Source organism: Bacillus sp. FSL E2-8887, from assembly GCF_038007205.1.
Classification (GTDB): domain Bacteria; phylum Bacillota; class Bacilli; order Bacillales; family Bacillaceae_G; genus Bacillus_A; species Bacillus_A mycoides.
In genome coordinates this window covers 3015823-3035355 of the sequence record NZ_JBBOWS010000001.1, presented here as the reverse complement: position 1 = coordinate 3035355, position 19533 = coordinate 3015823, and the positions used below count along the sequence as shown (strand labels likewise).

Sequence of the window (19533 nt, the reverse complement as noted above, 5' to 3'; positions counted from 1 at the left end):
CTTCAAAACCTTAACTTGATGGCGATGGGGTCCCGCCAACATAACGCGAATTTCGTACGCTAAGGAATTTTTTATTTAAAAAACTTGGTTTTCCGTACATTAAGAGTGTTCCATAAACGGTATTTGATGTTTGATATAAAACTTAGTTTTTGGTAATGAGTTTTTGAACTGAATTTTAAACATATTTCAGTCAGTTTTGATAGATATAAATAAAGTTCCTTAAACGACCGTTTTAGGGACTATTTGGACTGGTTAGTCAACATGTGATACCGCCAGCATTTCGAAAAAAAACACGCTAAGCAAATTAAATAAGAAATAAGCAGGTTTTTATCACGTTAAGAGTAAACCTATTTATGAAAAATAAAATTCTTAAAAAATGGAGAGCCGATACCATAAACCTGCATTTTTTAAGAATTTTGATGTTGGCTCTTTATTTACTAAAATAGCAAGTTAGTGAATAAATTGTTCATATTTTTTCGAGAGGAGGTTAAGCAATGAGAGCGCCGTATCAAGTATTGATATTTCCTTATATAAAAACTGATGATTCCATTCAATATGGCATTTTTAATCGAAGTGATTATGGTTATTGGCAAGGAATAGCTGGTGGTGGAGAAGATGGTGAGACTCCTATTGAATCAGCAAAACGGGAAGCGTTTGAAGAGGCTGGTATTATAAGAGAATGTCCATATATAAAACTAGATTCTGTGTCTTCACTACCAGTAGAGGATGTAGTTGGTGAATTTCTTTGGGGAGAAGATGTTTATGTAATAAAAGAATTTTCTTTTGGAGTTAAAGTTCCTACAAAAAATATTAAATTATCTAAAGAACACTTCAAGTATAAATGGTTGTGCTTTGAGGAAGCCGTAACGCTTTTAAAATGGGATAGTAACAAAACAGCTTTGTGGGAATTAAACAAAAGGCTGTTAAAATAATTTAAGTGTTAGTTAACAAAGCCGATAATAGAAATCACACATTAAACATATATTTATACGCGTCGTTACTACACGCTAAGGAATAGTAATAAAAAGATGATGCCGATAAAACTATATAAAAACCAAAAGAATCCTAAGATGGGGAATGTTTTATGAAAATTAAGCATAGTAAACCTCCTTGGATATATAAAGTATTATAATACATCGTTGGTCTATTTAGAATACTAACCATGAATTGGATGACATTAGGCATGGTTAAACTAATAGAAATGATACATTAAACGTATTTAATGAGTCTGCTAGGTATAAAGATAATTGATAATCATACAATGATATGGAAGGGCCTTTTCTAACGTGTTAGTTACCTCAACGTATATGTATCTCTTGGCGCCTGGGCGAGGGTGCTTTTTTTATTGCACATTATAATATGGACAAGCATAATATTATGTAACAGGACGAGTTCTTCGTGTCCTATTCAATGCTCAGGATAAACCCCAATTCACATTGAGAGCACTCTCTTTTTATTGAATCTACATTTATTTTTATGCCTAATGAATTCGCTAAGTGGATACTATTTCATGTAAAATGGTGATTTTATTTATATTCTGGATAGATTTCTTGCGAAATATGTAACTAGAGCCGTATTTAAATTGAAATATGATACGATAGTTGTATATATACATTTAGATGGTAAGAGGGGATAAAAGTTGATGAAAAACCATATAAAAGTAAATGGAAAACTCCTTCAAACAAATATATAAAATTTTAATTTTTTTGGAGGCGTTCTTCAATAAGTTTTGCTTTTTCATTCACTTTTGTTGTATATGTGAAATCACCGTAACAATATGGATATCTAAAATTTTGTTTATTTCCACCACAAGTGTATGTAGCTGGATTCTGATCAACTTTCAACTTAGAAAACTGTTTAGCTGTATCTTCCGAGTGTTGTTTAGCTTCTTGATTGGCAATAAAATCAATATAGCCTGGCCCCATATTATAGCTTTGAATAATTGTATCCATGCTAACACCTTTTTCTTCTCCATATCTATACATTTGAACAAAGTGCTTTACCCCTTGTTTAATGCTCAAGTTTATCACTTGGATTTCATTTGGCTTTAATCCAAGTGATTCGGAAGATTGCATAGGGTCGTTGCCCTCACCCCTACTCTCGTGGTACATAATTCCTAGTAAAATTGCTGTTTTTTCTCCCAAATTATATTTTTCTAATTCTTTTTTCATGATGGGCTCATATTGCAATAAACGTTCCTCGGTAGCAAACGCTTTATTTTTTTGAGTATTGGTTTTGTCATTAAAATATAGTATCCCGATTATTGTTCCTAACCCTAAAATACTAATAAAGAATAATATAATAGTTTGTACTTTTCTCTTATTCTTCAAATATTACTCCTCCTTTTACAAGAAACCCTATTTTCAATGGTGGCTGGTTATTAAAAAATTCAATAATTCTCTATTTCCCAGCTTTTTTAGACTCGAAAATTTTTTTCTAAATGCTAAGTTTAATAGAAAAATTTAAAGATAAGGTAAAGATAAGATAAAGATAAAGATAAAGTCCATTTTTTAGGGTATCTATTATGTGTTCTAAAGGCTCCAGATTCAAGAGATATATTATCTACATAACCCATAAGAGAGAAGGAGGTAAGCAAAATATCACTTGAAACAGATATAATTCTTTCTTTATTAGATATAAAACTGTGGATGGCCCATCATTCGGAAATTAGTCGCTTAAAAATAAAAAAAATTAAAATCAGAACCGTACCTCAATAAGTCTTCAAGTGTTAATAAAAGAAAGCTATATAAGGTGAGGGAATAAAGATTCAACACCAATGATTATCAATAATTGAAGTGCTAATGATTATAATAAAAAGAACCTTCAATAGGCTCTTTTTTATAGTTGGTAAATATGTTATCAACAATAGATGGTAATAAAGATAGAAATTTAGACACTTTTTATTAATGGGCTAAGTTTTCTTAGGAAGAAATCTATTTCTCATGACTGATCGCTAGATATAACAGGATATATCATTTATTAATTTGGGTGGGTGATTTAGCTTTTTGAGTTTACCACACTAAAATTTAAATTTTGTTTAGGGACAAAATATTAAAGTGTTACATTCTGAATTAACAGAAAATTTAAGTGGTAAAAATCCTATTAAATCTTTTATCAGGTAACTCATATTTCTTTGGCCTCATTTTCATGGTATTACCGAACGTTTATATGTCTCTAAGGGAAAGAAATACTTTAAGTTTTATTACCATCTAATGTTTGATTAAGATGGTAACATGAAAATAAAACGTTTACAACTAGAAAATAAAGAAAAAATATAAAAATTCGACTTTTTTCGACATTACGACTATGAGAGAAAGAATCTAAATTAAGTAAATCTTATATTTAGAGGGGATATTTACCTTATACATAACGGTTAAAGCATTTGCAAATGTTTCACGAGTAATTAAAAAAGTCGAATATAAAATTATATTGTGACAATTTTAAACGAATATACTTTATAATTCATACTTAGACTAATAAATTAATTACTAATAAATTAAATACGCTATATTTAATAGAGTATAATACGGAATATTTAACTTTAATATTCCGTATTATATATAATTATGAATAATTTAACATATTTGTTGCGAAAAATTTTGACATAAGATATTTTAAATATTAAGCACAGAAACATTTCAAAGAAAAAGAGCTATTTTAAAATGTACCCTAAAAACATTTTTCCTAAAAGTAGTAAGATTTTGCAAAATGTTTCTGTGCTTAATTAGACGAAAATAATATGATAAATTGTTTAAAAGAGATAAAAATAAGTTGCTTTTATGGAGAAATATACATCCCATACTATTAGAATTATGTCAAATTGTAGTTTGCAAATTACATTTCAAAGTATAAAAGGGGCATTTATTGCAGCTCGAATATCTATTACTGATTTATTGCATAAAAAGGTAGCTGCACAAAAGTACAGCTACTTTTTTCTTGAAAACATTATTATGCAAATAGCATACTTAACGTAAACTTGCGCTTAACGGTACTTGTGAATAAATTGTGAAATTGCTACTCTATGTTTCTAACTAACATTTTTGCACCAGAACCATATAAAAAGAGGACGAATAGTTACGTCTTCTTTTTATATGGTTATATTAGCTACAAAATAATATCATTTAAATAAATCTTCTATTATATTAGCAGGGGATAGTGATAGAAAAGTGTGTTCCTTTTCCTAGTTCACTTTCTATCTCTATATCTCCGTTTAATTCTTTAATAATACTGTACGCAATCATAGTACCAAGCCCAGTACCTTTTTCTGTTGTTGAATAAAATGGCAAGGCAATACGTTTTATTTGTTGGGAAGACATTCCTATTCCTGTATCAATAATATCAATTACAATATTACCTTTTATTTTTTGTATATTTATTTGTAATACGCCACCATTTTTCATAGCCTCAATTCCATTTTGTATGATGTTGGTTAGACATATTTTAAATTTTTCAGTATTAGCATTTATGTAAAGGGAATCTGTTGTAATATGCTGTTTTATTTCAACATTATATGAAAGAGCGAGTGGTGAAATATTATCTTTCACTTGATTTAATATGTAATTAATATCTAGTTCCTCTTTTATAATGTTTTGTGGTTTGGTTAAAGATAAATAGTTATTAATAGTAGATTGTATTTGCTGCATTTCAAGTAACATAATTTCTAAGTACTTATCTTGGGACATCTTAGCACTCTCATCTTCATTTAGTAGTTGAGTGAATCCACGTACCGTGGTCAGTGGATTATGAATTTCATGCGCGATCGATGCAGCTAGTTCGCTAGCTATATAAAATTTTTCTGCTCTTTGCATTCTTTCTTTTATTTTATATTTCTCGATCATTCCTTCTATTAAATAAACTGATAATAATACTGTGAAAATATTTATGATTATATAATTGAATAAAAATTCAATGAGAGTAGAGTCAATTTTACTACCTGTATTTATTTGCGTTACAATACCGCAGATAGAAAGGGAAGTTGTACATATCAAAATAAGTAGAATACTTAATAATATCTTCTTTTCTTTGAAATAAGTAGGTGACAAGTAACGAAACATGATTGTAATAACAGAAATAACAGTAAAGATAATAAATGATGGGAAGACTCCGCTTCCACCTAAGTAAAATCTATAAGAAAGATATAAAACTCCAATACAAATAATGCTCTTTGTATTTCCATATAGAAAAACTAATATAATGGGAATAAAACGTAAATCATAAATGAACCCAGCGTGTAAATGAAAAGGAAAAGTCATACAAAAAATAATTGCAATGGAGGAAAGTACAGAAATTAATATATTATTACATGCCATTTTTTCTTTATGTTCTAGCCAAAATACTTGGTAACTAAGGATACAAATAATAATAATAAATGTATTTAATAATAGTGTAGGAATTCCCATAGTTTATACCTCTCTGAGAGTTTGTAAGTAGGATTATGTATGTGTTTAATCTAGGTGTTTGATTTTATTAGATTTTCTATCTTTAAAAAAGAAAAGGAAGGGCACTTGAAAAAGTGCTTTTTTACCATTTATATTAAAATCGATGAGGAAGATAGAATAAAAAGTTACTTTTACTTATGAACAAAAAAATTGAAAGTAGCCCTTGTATAGGTAAAAGATGAAGCAAATTACTGAAATAGTTACGTTTCTCTGGAGTGAATATTCCGAAAAAACATTGTGTATGGCGAAATCCATTTTATAACCTTCGCCATATTAACATGCAACTTATTAAATTACAAAGAAAAAATTAAAAATTATTATTTTTTTGTTATTTTAATTTATTTAAAAACGTAAAAGTATTCAAGAGGTTACCATTGAGATGCTAGGGTACTTAGACCAATATTCGAACTTAGTAATAACGTTGTTACTTTTATACTAATATTCTTAATACTAATGTTAGTATAATTGATCGATTGAAAGTTCCGATAATTACCTACGTACCCCTTTTTTTATATCATTTTATATTAAATACAATGATATTTATTGTCACATAATAATGCAAATTTCCAGTAAACTAATAGAAAAAATCCTATAAAAACATAATTTACTATCTTTTATATAAACATTGCAGGTGTAAATGCAATAAAATTTCATTATTAATACATATATTCAATTTGAAAATATCTTTGTAGTGGTCCTTCATGCGAAGAATCGTTTCCGTACTCCAACTACCGTTATTCTAGTATTTTACCAAGTTTCTTATTTTGTTAAGGTATCCTAATATTGTTACTTTTGTGAAATGAAATGTTTTAATATTATAATTTATAGTGAATGTTGAGAAAATAAATAATTTGTAAAAATAATATAATATTTGTAACTTTATGTCTTATAATATGAAATATCTTCGTTGTGATTATTTTAAATATTTGAATAATACATCAGATTCATTTTATCTAGGGAGGTTTTAAAATTGGGGAAAAGAGTTGTTAAAAGAGTTTTTGCATTATTATCAGTACTAGCATTATTCTTTAATGTGTTTCTACCGAAGGCAAATGCGGAGGTTATGACGCATGAAAAGTATTCAATGAACTGGAGTTATAGCAACAGTTTAGGAAAGGATATCCGAACTGAAATTATCAAAAATTCAAGCGGTCAAATTGCTTATTGTTTAACTCTAGGTTTAAAATCACCAAATGGTGAAGATCTTCCTGAAATGGGGAAAACAGATAATGTAGTATATAGGGTTCTATTAAATGGTTTCCCACAAAAAAGTATAGAACAACTGGGAGTAGCTAATAAGAATGAAGCACATTACGCAACTCAGCTTGCGGTTTGGAATGCATTAGGTCAACTTGATGTAAATGAATTAAAGCATGAAAATAAAAATGTTGAAAAAGCGGCTAAGACAATTATTAATGCTGCAAATACAAGTGAAGATACTCAAGATATTTTTATGAATGTGATTCCTGCTGAAAAGCAAAAGGCAGAATTAAAGGGTGAGTTTTTTGAAACAAACCTATACACAGTACAAACAAATGCTAAGAGTGGTTCTTATAAAGTAGTAGCGAAAAATGCACCTAATGGAGTTAAAATTGTTAGTGAAAATGGAGAAGTGAAAGATCAGCTTTCACTTGGGGAAAAATTCCGTATCCAAATTCCTAAAGATACAAAAACAGGTGAATTTAATCTAAGTGTTGCTGCAAATTTAACTAAAGTTCAAGCAATTGCTTATCGCGGTACTGATACTGTTCAGAATGCTACAGTGCTACTAGAAAGAAATGAGGAAAAGCTTAGTAGTGACCTTGCAGTAAATTGGGAAGCTGCTGGTTCTTTAAAAATTAAAAAGGTTGGGGAAAATGGAGAAATATTAGCTGGTGCAGTATTTGAAGTCTTTAATGCAAATAATGAATCAGTTGGAAAAATCACGACGGGTGCTGATGGTACTGCAGAATTAAATAACCTACCAATTGGTACCTACACAGTAAAAGAAATTAAAGCACCAACAGGTTATGTTTCAGGTGATAAACCACAAACTATTGAAGTTAAGACAGGGGAAATAGGAGCTGTTCAAGTAGTAAACAACAAAGTAAAAGGTAACATCGAAATAAAAAAACTTAGTGATTCAGGTAAGATGTTACCTAATGTTGAATTCACGGTCTTTACTGAAGATGGAAAAGAAGTGAAAAAAGTAGTAACAAAAGAAAATGGAATTGCAAATGTTGATGGTCTTACGTATGGTAAATATTATTTCTTAGAGACAAAAACACCTAATGGATATATTGGAAATAAAACAAAGTATCCTTTTGAAATTAAAGAGCACAATAAAACACTTACTTTTACAGTGGAAAATACAGAAGTGAAAGGTAGTGTGAAATTACTAAAAGTAGATAATGAAGATATCAGTAAAAAATTAGAAGGTGCAGTATTCGAGCTAAAAGATGCAAGCGGGAAAGTAATTGGGGAATATAAGACAGATAAAAATGGTGAAGTTAACGTCAAAGATTTAGCGTATGGTAAATATTCATTTGTAGAAAAGGCTTCTCCAAATGGTTACGTTCTTATTACAGAACCAATTGTGTTCGAAATAAAGGAACACGGGAAAATTATTGAGCTATTAGCAGTTAATCATCTTATCAAAGGTGATCTAGAAATTACAAAAGTTGATGTAGCTGATGGAAACAATAAGCTTCCGAATGCAGAGTTTACTATTTATAATGAAGCAGGAAAAGAAGTAGTTAAAGGGAAAACAGACGATAAAGGTATCGCGAAGTTTGAAAAGTTACCATTTGGAAAATACACATATAAAGAAACTGTTGCACCAAAAGGTTATGTATTGAATGAAGAAATATTCTCTTTTGAGATCAAAGAGAATGGTCAAATCATTAAACATATTGTCAAAGATGAAAAGATTCCATCAGTAAAAACAACAGCTACTGATAAAACCGATGGTACAAAAGAAATGCACACTTCTAAGTTTGTAACAATCCAAGATAAAGTGGAATACAAAGACCTACAAGTAGGTAAAGAGTACACTTTAAAAGGTAAATTAATGGATAAAGAGACTAATAAACCATTAGTTGTAAATGGTAAAGAAGTAACTGCTGAAACTAAGTTTACACCAAAAGAAGCAAATGGTTCTATTACACTAGATTTCACTTTTGATGCAACTGGTTTAGAAGAAAAAGAAGTAGTAGTATTCGAAGAGTTACTGAAAGACGGAAAAGTTGTTACTACACATGCTGATATCAATGATAAAGGTCAAACAGTTAAGTTCGTTAAGCCATCAGTAAAAACAACTGCTACAAACAAAGCTGATGGTGGAAAAGAGATTCATTCAAAGGATTCTATCACTATTCAAGATAAAGTAGAGTATACTAACTTAGTTGTTGGTAAAGAGTACACTGTAAAAGGTAAATTAATGAACAAAGCTATTAACAAACCATTATTAATTGATGGTAAAGAAATAACAGCAGAGACTAAGTTCATTGCAAAAGAAAAGAATGGTTTTGTAACATTAGACTTTACTTTCGTTGGTGCTGAACAGCAAGGAAGAGAAGTAGTTGTGTTTGAAGACTTATTGCATGAAGGTCAAGTAATTGCAACTCACACTGACATTAACGATGTAGGTCAAACAGTTCGATTTGTAGAGCCTTCTATTAAAACGACAGCTACAAACAAAGCTGATGGTTCTAAAGAGTTAGACGCTTCTAAATCTGTAACAATCCAAGATAAAGTGGAATACAAAGACTTAATCGTGGGTAAAGAGTACGTTGTAAAAGGCAAACTAATGGATAAAGCAACAAAAAAACCATTATTAGTTGATGATAAAGAAGTAACAGTAGAATCTAAGTTTACTGCAAAAGAAAAAAATGGTTCTATCACACTCGATTTCACATTTAATGCATCTGCATTACAAGGTAAAGAAGTGGTAGTGTTTGAAGAATTGTATCAAGATAATGTCTTGGTTGCTATTCACGTTGACATCGAAGATAAGGGTCAAACGGTGAAATTTAAAGAAGTAAAACCGGAACAACCAAAACCAGAACAGCCGAATCAAGATGAAAATACTCCAACATCAGAGCAACCTAAAGAGCAAGTAAAAGAGCAACCACAACCTAAGAAAGAAATTCAATCTAAAATTGGATGGTTACCCCAAACAGGTGCTGACCTTACAAGTTGGATCTCTATGGCTGCAGGTGCATTATTGTTAATTGTTGGTGGAGTGATTTTCCTAAAACGTAAAAATGCATAAAAATTAAAAAATAAGCACATCTGTTTTTTTACAAGATGTGCTTATTTTTATGTTAATAATTTAGTCCTATTTACAGTATTTTAATCTATTTGCTTATTTTTGAGTTGTTGTAATAATTCCCTGTTTTCTTTTCCTTAGCTTTCAAAGTGTCAGCTTCTAAATTCACTGTGAGACAAAATCCCTTAGCTATTTCAAAAGGTCTCATAGAGAACTGGGGGATATAATGCTCTTTTTTTACAAACTGTGTTTTTTCTGCCGTGATAAAGCAACAAATCCTTTCCTGCTATCATTATAGAGATAATTTTATCAAAAAAAGAGAGCGTTATCTCTTCAATTTAGATAAATGGGACACAAAGTAGTATGGTGTGACAGAAGTGGCTTTGACCTTACTGAAATGTTAAAGGGAATTTTCATTCATATAGATTGTTTTAAAAAAGGTGCGAAGTCAATTCTATGACTTTGCACCTTTTTATTTCACTTGAACTTTGTTTAAGCGCGTTTATCTACTCATTGTTACGCGTGAATTGCGTTTAAAATCGACACTTTATTCGTAGTAAATAATACATAATTTTGTTTTACAGTTCTAATTAATATACGATCAGTTGTCCCATATGCTGTTCCGATACGGATTGCACTTGGTTCTTCAACACCCGCATAGGTAGCATCTTCGGTAACCTCAATCACATCACGTAATGGAATCGTGACCTCCGCAAATTGCCATGAAATAATTAACTCTTCTTTTGTTTTTTTGACATCAATACCTAGCATTATACCAAGACCTTTCTATAATAGAATGCTACACTTCTTATCTTATTATACAAATTTTTAGATTATTTTTCTACATGTATGAATAGAGCTGATATTTTAAGGGTGCCAAAAGAAAGGGAAGATATACTATCAATCTATTAAGGAATACGTTATGAAGAAAAGTTCACAGGGAATTAATATGGATTTGATATGGTTGAAGTATGATGAATGAGTAACAGTAGGAGTTGCAGGAAGGAAATGAATGATGAGACTTAAATTAGTAGGAACCTTAACTTGTATAGTAGTAATGTTAGGTATCTTTATCATTTACACCAATATATCTATTGGTAAAGAACCATATAAGACAAACCATGAAACTAGTGAAAACTCCATAAATAAAGAAAAAAATAGTAAGCAAAATGGGACCTCAAATAAGATAGCAAGTTCCTTTGCTAGTATACAGGCTGTAGTAAATAAGGAATATGGTTTACCCGAAGACTATATGCCAGAGGATTTAGTTGTACCAAATGTACCGTTCTCATTTAGTGGAACGGTAGAAAAGAGTCATCTTCGTAAAGAAGCAGCGGAAGCGTTAGAAAAACTATTCCTTTTAGCTAAGCAAGATGGGATCCAGTTGAATGCTGTTTCAGGATTTCGTTCCTATGAGTATCAAAAAGGTCTGTATGCCAACAATGTTAAAAAGAAAGGGCAAGAGCATACGGATCGCTTCTCTGCAAAGCCAGGGCATAGCGAACATCAAACAGGGTTAACGATGGATGTTTCTTCTAAAAGTGCGAACAATGAACTAGAGCTATCCTTTGCGAATACGAAGGAAGGAAAATGGCTGAAAGAAAACGCGCATCGTGCAGGGTTTATCATTCGTTATCCTAAGGGGAAGGAAAGTATTACGGGTTATGCATATGAACCTTGGCATATTCGCTATGTAGGAGATATTGCTGAAAATATATATAAGGAAAAACTGACTTTAGAAGAATATATGAATCTGTGAAAATAGAATTGAAGAGTTAAACTGTATTCATTGTTTATGAATGCTACTTTTTCTATTAAAAAGCCTAATTTCTCAATGTTTTGTAGAGAAATTAGGTTTTTTTCATCACTTCATTAGAGTTTTTTAGGCTTCGTTCGTTGGTATACTTCACACAATATTATAAAGGAAATAGAACTTACTGAAGATAACATATGAATGTTTTATAAATGTATCAAAAAAGTGAACAAAATCGTTATTTTGCACAACAAGATAGTCAGCGTAATGAAATAACTGCTTGTAAAAAAAGAAGCCCTATAGGAAATATTACAGGGCTTCACCAAGTTGAGTTATGTCGTATTCAAAAGGGATTTTAACATGATATTTGTGTTGAATAAACTGGTAAATGTGTCCAAGTAATTTGGAGCTATTTTATAAAAAAAGAGAAGCGCTTAATCAGGACGCTCCTCTTAATGCCAATACACAATAACTATCCCATTATACTGTATAAGCGTAAAATATTTAACAATTACCTTCATGGTAAATATTTCATTTTGTCTTAGTGCCTTTAAATCACGAAAAAAGGTTCTGCTGTTTCCAACAGAACCTTTCCTAAAATGGCAAAGAGTAACTCTTACCTTACTCTTTGTTCATATACTACAGGAGTTTTAATGAAAATCCAAGGCTCCTTATATTGAGAAATAAAGAAGAATCATTATAAAAATTTTTATCTTTTTTCATAAATAAAAGAGCAGCTAGCAAAAACTAACTGCTCAATACAAGGAGATACAGAGAAAACTAAATGGATTTTGGCATACAGCCTATCAACATTATGGACATAATATTGATTTTTATTCGAAGGAATTCATGTTTTACAAATCAGATTATGATAGTCGATATTCTCCATATTGACCAGAAAAGAACCAAGAATTCTAGTGAAATTCCAAGTGTTTTTTTCCTAGTTTTTTGAAATTCTTTTACTAAATAGCCAATAGCGCTAATTGCTAGAAGAATGAAAAGAATAAGTTCTAGTGTAACTGGCATTTGATCTACTCCTAATCTATTATTTTAATTTAGTATATAACGATTATAAGATATTTTTTTGTGGTTAGTGGTGAGAAATTAAACAAAACCATCTCTTTACGAAAAAAGGTCCTGTTGTTTCCAACAGAACCTTTCCTAAAATGGCAAAGAGTAACTCTTACCTTACTCTTTGTTCATATACTACAGGAGTTTTAATGAAAATCCAAGGCTCCTTATATTGAGAAATAAAGAAAAATCATTTAAATTGTTTTTGAGTAGAAATGAAAATAGGGGTTTGCCTTAAACATTTATTATTAATCAAGAATATGAGTATAGAAACAGGTTTAAATTTTGTAATGGTGGAGGGGATTGTTGTGGACATAACTCAAAGTGTGGTAAGAATAGTGGTTAATGGGAAAGACCTTCCGTTCACTTCAGTTCAAACCTCTGTATGGAATCATGGACCTGTAAATGATTTAATCGTTTCGACGAATCAGAGAGTGAATGAGCTTTATCAATTCATGTGGTCACAAGTACCAGTTACGATCTCGGTGTATTTTCTTCAAGGGGCGGACTTAATGAGATTCGCTAGGATCGCTGGAATTAATGAACGTGTAACGGGAGAATATATATATCATTTCATTTGGGGATAAGAAGAATTCAAAGTAGCTTAACAGCTGCTTTTTTATTTTGCATAGAAAAAGGAACCATAATAGGCTCCTTAATTTGATTCAGAAGTTGTGTAGTTTTTCTTGATGATATCTTTTATGTTGATAATTAAGGATATAAGGAATCCAGCAGCTAGGATACCGTTTACCCAGTAATATGTATTCCCGGATGTGAATTTATTATAAAAGGAATCGATATTATAATACACTAAGCCTGCTGAAATGACGGTAGAGATTACTAACGTACCAAAACTTTTCATGACGTTGCCCTACGATTCTGAAATTTTAGACTTTTAATACAATTATACATTTAAATAAAAAGGTTTACAAAGGAATTACCATAAGGAGGAGTTATAACGAGTTTCTTCCAATTGATGGTTTTTATTTTTGAAAAAATAACTATTTTATAAAAATATTTTTTTGACCCCCATAAAATTATTTATTCCTTCGAATATATATAAGTAGAAGAAAATAAATGAAAGAAAAAGCTAAAATTACCAAAAATATAGCGAAGAGTTATTCAAAGATTGCAGCTAAAATAGAAAAGAGCAAGTGGTATTGCAAAAGAAAACAAGAAAGTAATACAAAATACAGACTTCACTTTAGTACAAGTGGAAAAAATAGTCATATAAAAAGTCGGCCTCGAAAAATATGAGCACCAGCAAGAAGACAAGCCCAAAGAAAAGTACTAAGAAAATGTGGTTAAATGGTCACTTGTTTAGTGGCCATTTTGCTATTTGAAGCAGAAGGAGGCAGGAAGATTACTAGTGTTGAGTTTAGTAATGAAAATCTTAAAAAAAACGAAAATAGAAGATATCGTATTTAACATACAAAACAACGGAGGAGATAAGGAAGCTTTTATCGTACAGTATCAGCCGTTTATTAGAAAATCAATCTCGTCTGTCTGCCGCAGGTACATTACAGAACAGGATGATGAATATAGTATTGGATTGTTTGCGTTTAACGAAGCAATTGAACAGTATTCATATAAAAAAGGAAAATCTTTTCTAGCGTTTGCTGATCTTCTTATAAAAAGAGATGTAATTGACTATATACGCAAGGAGTCTAAGCATAATCTTGTCTTTTTAAAAGAAGATAAGCAAGAGGAAATATTAGAAATACAAGTATCGCTTACGGAGTATATGAAAGAGATGGAAAATAGTAACCGTAAGGAGGAAATTCTTCATTTTCAAAGTGTGCTAGCTGAGTTTAAAATCACATTTTCAGAGCTTGCTAAGGAATCCCCTAAGCATCGTGATACGCGTGAGCACTTAATAGAAATTGTAAAGATTATTATAAAAGACGAGAAAATGATGGAAGAGCTGTTCCGAAAGAAAAAGTTACCCCTTAAACATATTGAACCATGTGTTAGGGTAAGTCGTAAAACGTTGGAGCGACATCGAAAATACATTATTGCGATGTGTATTATCTTTGCAAACAACTATACATATATTCTGGATTATATAAGAGGGGAGAAGCATGATGAATAAAGGAATTGTGATGGATATAAAGAAACATAACGTAGTTGTTTTAACTCCAAATGGAGAGTTTATTACGTTTAAAAGAAAAGTACACTCTTACATGATTGGAGAGGAAATCTCGTTTAACGAACAAGAGCAAAGAGCACCGCGTTTTTCAATGCCACCTTTCTTAAAGCCTACAACAGTAATTGTTGCTGGTTTTCTATGCGTATTGCTGTTTTTCTACAATCAACCGGAAGAAAAAGTGTTTGCTTATGTCTCAGTTGATATAAATCCAAGTTTAGAGGCGAGCGTAACGGAAGATCTTCGTGTTATAGATTTGCGGGCTTGTAATGATGATGGAAGGCGTATTTTAAAAGAAATGAAAGGGTGGGAAAATAAGCATCTGCAAGACGTAATACGTACTATTATAAAGCAGAGTCAAAAGGATAAGTACTTAACGAATGATAAGCAAGTTATGCTAACAGCTGTTACAAAGGACAAGTCGTTAGAACCTCAGTTGGAAAAGGCTATGCAAGAATTAAAGAAAGAGTATGAGATAAAACATATTACAGTTGAATATCAAAGCAGTACGATGCAAATGCGGGAGGATGCCAAGAAAGCAGGGGTTGGAACGGGCGTTTATATAAAACAAGAGAATGAGAAGCAAAAATCGCTTACTCCACCTGCACCTCCGTCTAATCAAGAACAACAAAAGTCATCTTCTGATGCATCATCGGACGCATCTCCTGTAAAAGAAGAAAGCAACGAGAAGAAAGAGCATATAGAACAAAAGCAATCTAAGGAACAACAACCGAAGCAAATAAAAGAAAATAATGGGAATCAGCAAGAGAACAACGGAAGAGGATCACAAGGAAATAATGGGAATGGGCAAGGAAACAACGGCAGAGGGTCACAAGGAAATAATGGAAATGGGCAAGGAAACAACGGCAGAGAGTCACAAGGAAATAATGGAAATGGGCAAGGAAACAACGGCAGAGGGTCCCAAGGGAATAATGGAAACCAGCAAGGGAACAACGGAAGAGAATCGCAAGGGAATAATGGACATCAGCAAGAAAACAACGGTAGAGGTCCACAAAAAGAAAATAATGGACACCAGCAAGAAAACAACGGTAGAGGTCCACAAAAAGAAAATAATGGACACCAGCAAGAAAACAACGGTAGAGGATCACAAGGGAATAATGGGCATCAGCAAGAGAATAACGGAAGAGAATCGCAAGGGAATAATGGGAATGGTCAAGGGAACAACGGAAGAGAATCGCAAGGGAATAATGGGAATGGGCAAGGAAACAACGGAAGAGAATCGCAAGGGAATAATGGGAATGGTCAAGGGAACAACGGAAGAGAATCGCAAGGGAATAATGGGCATCAGCAAGAAAACAACGGTAGAGGATCGCAAGGGAATAATGGGCACCAGCAAGGGAACAATGGCAGAGGGTCTCAGTAAGGAAAGCTCCTACCACATAATATTTAGTGAAAGAAAAATCTATAGAATATTGAACGGAGGGGAGATTCCTTCCATCTGAAGATATTTTTTAACATTTTTTTAAAATGACGGACATAAAATCGTATATCCTTTCGAATTATATATATGGATATCATTAATGTTTATATAAAAGGGGAGAAAAAATATGAAAGAAATGTATGAAGAAATCACTGAAGTATTGAAGGTATTAGCACATCCTGTTCGTTTATCATTAGTAAAAATAATGCTTGCAAAAGGTCCTATTAACGTAACGACAATGTATGAAACATTACAAATGCCTCAAAGTACAATTAGTCAACATTTATCTAAACTAAAAGCTACAAAGGTCGTTACAGGTACTCGGAAAGGGTTAGAAATTTATTATGAAGTAACAGATAATCGTACAAAAGCGATATTATTAAGCTTGGCTTAAAGGGTAACTGTTTAGATTTCAAAATTAAGTAAGCAATTCAGCGACTATAATTTTCTTATTAACATTAGTCGTATGTGTTGTTGTTTTTAATTTGTTTAATACATTTCTTTATTAGGGTCTTGCCGTATCACTATCAAGCTAAAGTTTAAATGGATTATAAAAATGAAGGTTTTCTTATTAGGGTCTTTTTGTTAGCTTGATAGTGATGTGCCATTCCCACTAGTATGTAAAGAATTTGGTAGTTTTTTTAGTCATGTAATCTTTTGATCTGATGGTCTTTTCCCCATTCAAATAGTTCATCCATAATTTGCATTAAAGATTTTCCATGTTCGCTTATTGTGTACTCAACCTTTGGTGGTACTTCTTGATATACAGTACGATGGATAATCCCATCAGCCTCAAGTTGCCGAAGTTGCTGTGTGAGAACTTTTTGTGTAATGTTTGGAATTTCTCGTTTTATTTCATTTGTTCGCATTTTTCCATCCGCCAAAACACATAAAATATGAATTTTCCATTTTCCACCGATCACGTCGAGTGTCGTTGCGATTGGGCAATTATCATTTTGATTCATATAACACCTCCAAAGGTACTTTAAGGTTCCTATAGCACTTTAAAGTACGTACTTTTCAATTATATGTGACTCATTCATACTAATACTAAAGCGTTTGAATTATTTATAAGGGGGAAGAAAATATATGAAAACACTTGTAATTGTAGCACATCCTGATATTGAAAAGTCTCGAATTAATAAAAGATGGGTAGAAGAACTTGAGAAATATCCAGATGAAATAACGGTGCATGAATTATATAAAGTGGCACCAAATTGGCAATTTAATATTGAAGAAGAACAAAAGCTGTTAGTAGAGCACGACCGATATATATTCCAATTTCCACTCTACTGGTATAGCTCACCACCATTATTAAAAAAATGGTTCGATGATGTATTAACATATGGATTTGCCTATGGATCAAAAGGGGATAAAGTGAAGGGGAAAGAATTTGGTGTAGCTATTTCTATAGGTGGGTTAGAAAAAGACTATAAAAATAGCGGAATTACAATGGATGAATTAACGAAACCATTCCACGCTACGAGCTTATATACAGGAATGGAATTTATACCATCATTTTATTTATATGGTGCGGAATATGAAATCAGTGATGAAGAGATTGACAAAAGTGCACCTGAGTATGTGAAATATGTGATGAATAAGGAGTTTTCTAATATATAAGGAGAAATAGCCATTTACTTGTTAAGTAGATGGCTATTTTTGTTTATCCCGCATTAACCGCCCGTAGGGTGTGGACTAATAATCAGTGGGGATGAACACCTCACATCGACTAAAGATTCACTTCATTTAAATTCACTAAGTTTAATCTTTAGTAAATTAATAATTAATCTGGTAAAATAAAAACCCTAACATATATAAAGGGGAGTTTTACTTGAGAACGATGCGACAATTATTACAAAAAAGAGCAATGCAGTCACCAAATTTGGAAGCGCTTATCTGTGGAGAGAAAAGGTATTCGTTTCAGCAGTATAATGAACGAGTAAATCAGCTTGCACATTATTTGTTACATACCGGTGTGGAAAGAGGGGATCGTATAGGAATTCTATGCAAAAATAATCATCCGTTTCCAAGCGTTATGATGGCAAGCTTAAAAATTGGAGCGGTATTTATTCCGCTTAATCATCAGCTTACTGCTTATGAATTAGAATCGATTGTAAAAGAAGCGAGATTAAAAGTATTAGTTATTGATGATGAATTTAGTGAAGTTGTATTAAAGATTAATGGAGTTAAAGAAATTCCTTATGTAATTGAGACGACAAAAGAAGGATTTGGCTCATTTGAATTAAAATTAAAGGAACAGCCAATAACAGAGCCGAATGTGGAAGTTCATGAAGATGATGATGCCATTTACTTATTTACTTCAGGAACGACTGGACAGGCAAAAGCATGTGTAATTGGTCATAAAAACTTACACCATTATTTTACTGAAATTGCGGGGCAAAGAGAAATTCCAGCAGGTGAACGCTTTTTATCAGTGCACCCATTGTTTCATATGAGTGGCGTGCTTTCTATTTTAAATTGTATTTATCACGGCGTTACGATGGTCTTTTTAGCTGATTCGAATCCTACTCTTATTTGGGATAAGATTGAAGAAGAGAAAATTACTACAATGCTTGCGTTCCCAGCTGTTTATAGTTACATGCTTGATGAATTAGATAATAAAGAGCGCAACATTTCGACCTTTAAAGTAGCGCAAAGTGGTGGTACAAAAGTGCCAGAAACACTTATCCAAAAATATATGGAAAAAGGAATATATATGGTGCAAGGTTATGGGAGTACAGAAGGTTGGGTAGTAACTTCTTGGCATCCAAATATGGGAAAAGAAAAAATGTCTTCTGTAGGGAAAACTTTGAAACATGTAGAGCTGAAAATTGTTCATCCAGAAACAGGTGATGAACTAACAACAAATAAAGTTGGAGAGATTCACGTGAAAAGCCCGTACATGTTTAAAGGATATTGGAATAATGAAGAGGCAACAAAGAAGGTAGTAAAAGATAATTGGTTTAACATGGGTGATGCTGGCATGATAGATGACGATGGATTCCTACATATTATGGGAAGATATAAAGATGTTATCGTACGCGGTGGTGACAACGTATATCCAGATCAAGTAGAAGATGTTATTCATGAAATAAACGGTGTTTTAGAAGTTGCAGTAGTTGGGATTCCAAATGACTTTTGGGGGGAGGTTCCAACAGCTTACATTGTAAAGGACATTCAAACGTCTTTAACAGAAGAAGAGATTATTCAGCATTGTAAAGAAAAACTAGCAAGCTATAAAATACCAGAAGTTGTATTTATGGACGAATTACCGAAAAACGCTTTAGGGAAAGTGTTGAAGAGGGAATTAAGGGATGTTTTTCTTGTGAAATAAAAGGTTATTAAATAATGAAGAATCCAGTTATGTAAAAAGCATAACTGGATTTTTGTTTATAAAAAACATAATTATTTACTAGATTTTGTATTTTGTGT

The 19533-nt window shown here is 31.9% G+C and carries 15 protein-coding genes; 10 read left to right on the top strand and 5 right to left on the bottom strand.

Annotation, left to right across the window (positions count from 1 at the left end; all coding sequences use genetic code 11):
- Nucleotides 1-494: 494 nt before the first annotated feature.
- Entirely contained in the window at nt 495-932 is a 438-nt protein-coding gene (locus tag NSQ08_RS15455) for an NUDIX hydrolase (protein WP_002066317.1), read from the top strand.
- Nucleotides 933-1697: 765 nt separating this feature from the next.
- Here the strand turns inward: NSQ08_RS15455 and NSQ08_RS15450 are convergent.
- Nucleotides 1698-2330, bottom strand: coding sequence for a lysozyme family protein (locus tag NSQ08_RS15450; protein ID WP_088031856.1), 633 nt, complete (start codon nt 2328-2330; stop codon nt 1698-1700).
- Between the two features lie 1449 nt (nt 2331-3779).
- Between NSQ08_RS15450 and NSQ08_RS15445 the strand changes: the two genes are divergently transcribed.
- Nucleotides 3780-3974 (top strand): hypothetical protein, encoded by a 195-nt coding sequence (locus NSQ08_RS15445; RefSeq protein ID WP_033732005.1) that lies wholly within the window; start codon nt 3780-3782, stop codon nt 3972-3974.
- Nucleotides 3975-4142: 168 nt separating this feature from the next.
- On the opposite strand, the gene NSQ08_RS15440 is transcribed toward NSQ08_RS15445, so the two are convergent.
- A complete protein-coding gene (locus tag NSQ08_RS15440) occupies nt 4143-5399 on the bottom strand; it encodes an ATP-binding protein (RefSeq protein ID WP_340776584.1) in 1257 nt (418 codons plus the stop codon).
- A gap of 1009 nt (nt 5400-6408) precedes the next feature.
- Here NSQ08_RS15440 and NSQ08_RS15435 point away from each other — a divergent pair.
- Complete coding sequence (locus NSQ08_RS15435; RefSeq protein ID WP_340776580.1) at nt 6409-9690, top strand: VaFE repeat-containing surface-anchored protein; 3282 nt, start codon at nt 6409-6411, stop codon at nt 9688-9690.
- A gap of 513 nt (nt 9691-10203) precedes the next feature.
- Here NSQ08_RS15435 and NSQ08_RS15430 read toward each other — a convergent pair.
- Nucleotides 10204-10458 (bottom strand): SunI/YnzG family protein, encoded by a 255-nt coding sequence (locus NSQ08_RS15430; RefSeq protein ID WP_002035246.1) that lies wholly within the window; start codon nt 10456-10458, stop codon nt 10204-10206.
- 244 nt (nt 10459-10702) lie between these two features.
- Between NSQ08_RS15430 and NSQ08_RS15425 the strand changes: the two genes are divergently transcribed.
- Together NSQ08_RS15425 and NSQ08_RS15420 are read left to right on the top strand one after the other, a co-directional pair.
- On the top strand, nt 10703-11446 hold the full coding sequence (locus NSQ08_RS15425; protein ID WP_033709884.1) for a M15 family metallopeptidase: 744 nt from the start codon (nt 10703-10705) through the stop codon (nt 11444-11446).
- A gap of 1280 nt (nt 11447-12726) precedes the next feature.
- Complete coding sequence (locus tag NSQ08_RS15420) at nt 12727-13098, top strand: hypothetical protein (RefSeq protein ID WP_002167918.1); 372 nt, start codon at nt 12727-12729, stop codon at nt 13096-13098.
- Nucleotides 13099-13166: 68 nt separating this feature from the next.
- Here the strand turns inward: NSQ08_RS15420 and NSQ08_RS15415 are convergent, their stop codons facing one another.
- On the bottom strand, nt 13167-13373 hold the full coding sequence (locus tag NSQ08_RS15415; RefSeq protein WP_000834521.1) for a hypothetical protein: 207 nt from the start codon (nt 13371-13373) through the stop codon (nt 13167-13169).
- Nucleotides 13374-13880: 507 nt separating this feature from the next.
- Between NSQ08_RS15415 and sigI the strand changes: the two genes are divergently transcribed.
- From sigI to NSQ08_RS15400, 3 genes are all read left to right on the top strand, one after another.
- The gene (gene sigI / locus NSQ08_RS15410) at nt 13881-14603 is read left to right on the top strand and encodes an RNA polymerase sigma factor SigI (RefSeq protein WP_340776570.1); all 723 of its coding nucleotides are present in this window, start codon (nt 13881-13883) and stop codon (nt 14601-14603) included.
- Complete coding sequence (locus NSQ08_RS15405; protein WP_275901025.1) at nt 14596-16041, top strand: anti-sigma factor domain-containing protein; 1446 nt, start codon at nt 14596-14598, stop codon at nt 16039-16041. The genes sigI and NSQ08_RS15405 overlap by 8 nt, the downstream gene beginning before the upstream one ends.
- Nucleotides 16042-16225: 184 nt before the next feature.
- Nucleotides 16226-16492, top strand: coding sequence for an ArsR/SmtB family transcription factor (locus NSQ08_RS15400; RefSeq protein ID WP_000661861.1), 267 nt, complete (start codon nt 16226-16228; stop codon nt 16490-16492).
- Nucleotides 16493-16739: 247 nt separating this feature from the next.
- Here NSQ08_RS15400 and NSQ08_RS15395 read toward each other — a convergent pair whose 3' ends face one another.
- Nucleotides 16740-17063 (bottom strand): winged helix-turn-helix transcriptional regulator, encoded by a 324-nt coding sequence (locus NSQ08_RS15395; protein WP_002033301.1) that lies wholly within the window; start codon nt 17061-17063, stop codon nt 16740-16742.
- 124 nt (nt 17064-17187) lie between these two features.
- Between NSQ08_RS15395 and NSQ08_RS15390 the strand changes: the two genes are divergently transcribed.
- Together NSQ08_RS15390 and NSQ08_RS15385 are read left to right on the top strand one after the other, a co-directional pair.
- Complete coding sequence (locus tag NSQ08_RS15390) at nt 17188-17721, top strand: NAD(P)H-dependent oxidoreductase (RefSeq protein WP_002033303.1); 534 nt, start codon at nt 17188-17190, stop codon at nt 17719-17721.
- Between the two features lie 211 nt (nt 17722-17932).
- Nucleotides 17933-19435 carry a class I adenylate-forming enzyme family protein gene (locus tag NSQ08_RS15385; RefSeq protein WP_340776556.1) on the top strand — a complete coding sequence of 501 codons (1503 nt, stop codon included), beginning with the start codon at nt 17933-17935 and terminating at the stop codon, nt 19433-19435.
- Nucleotides 19436-19533 lie beyond the last annotated feature (98 nt).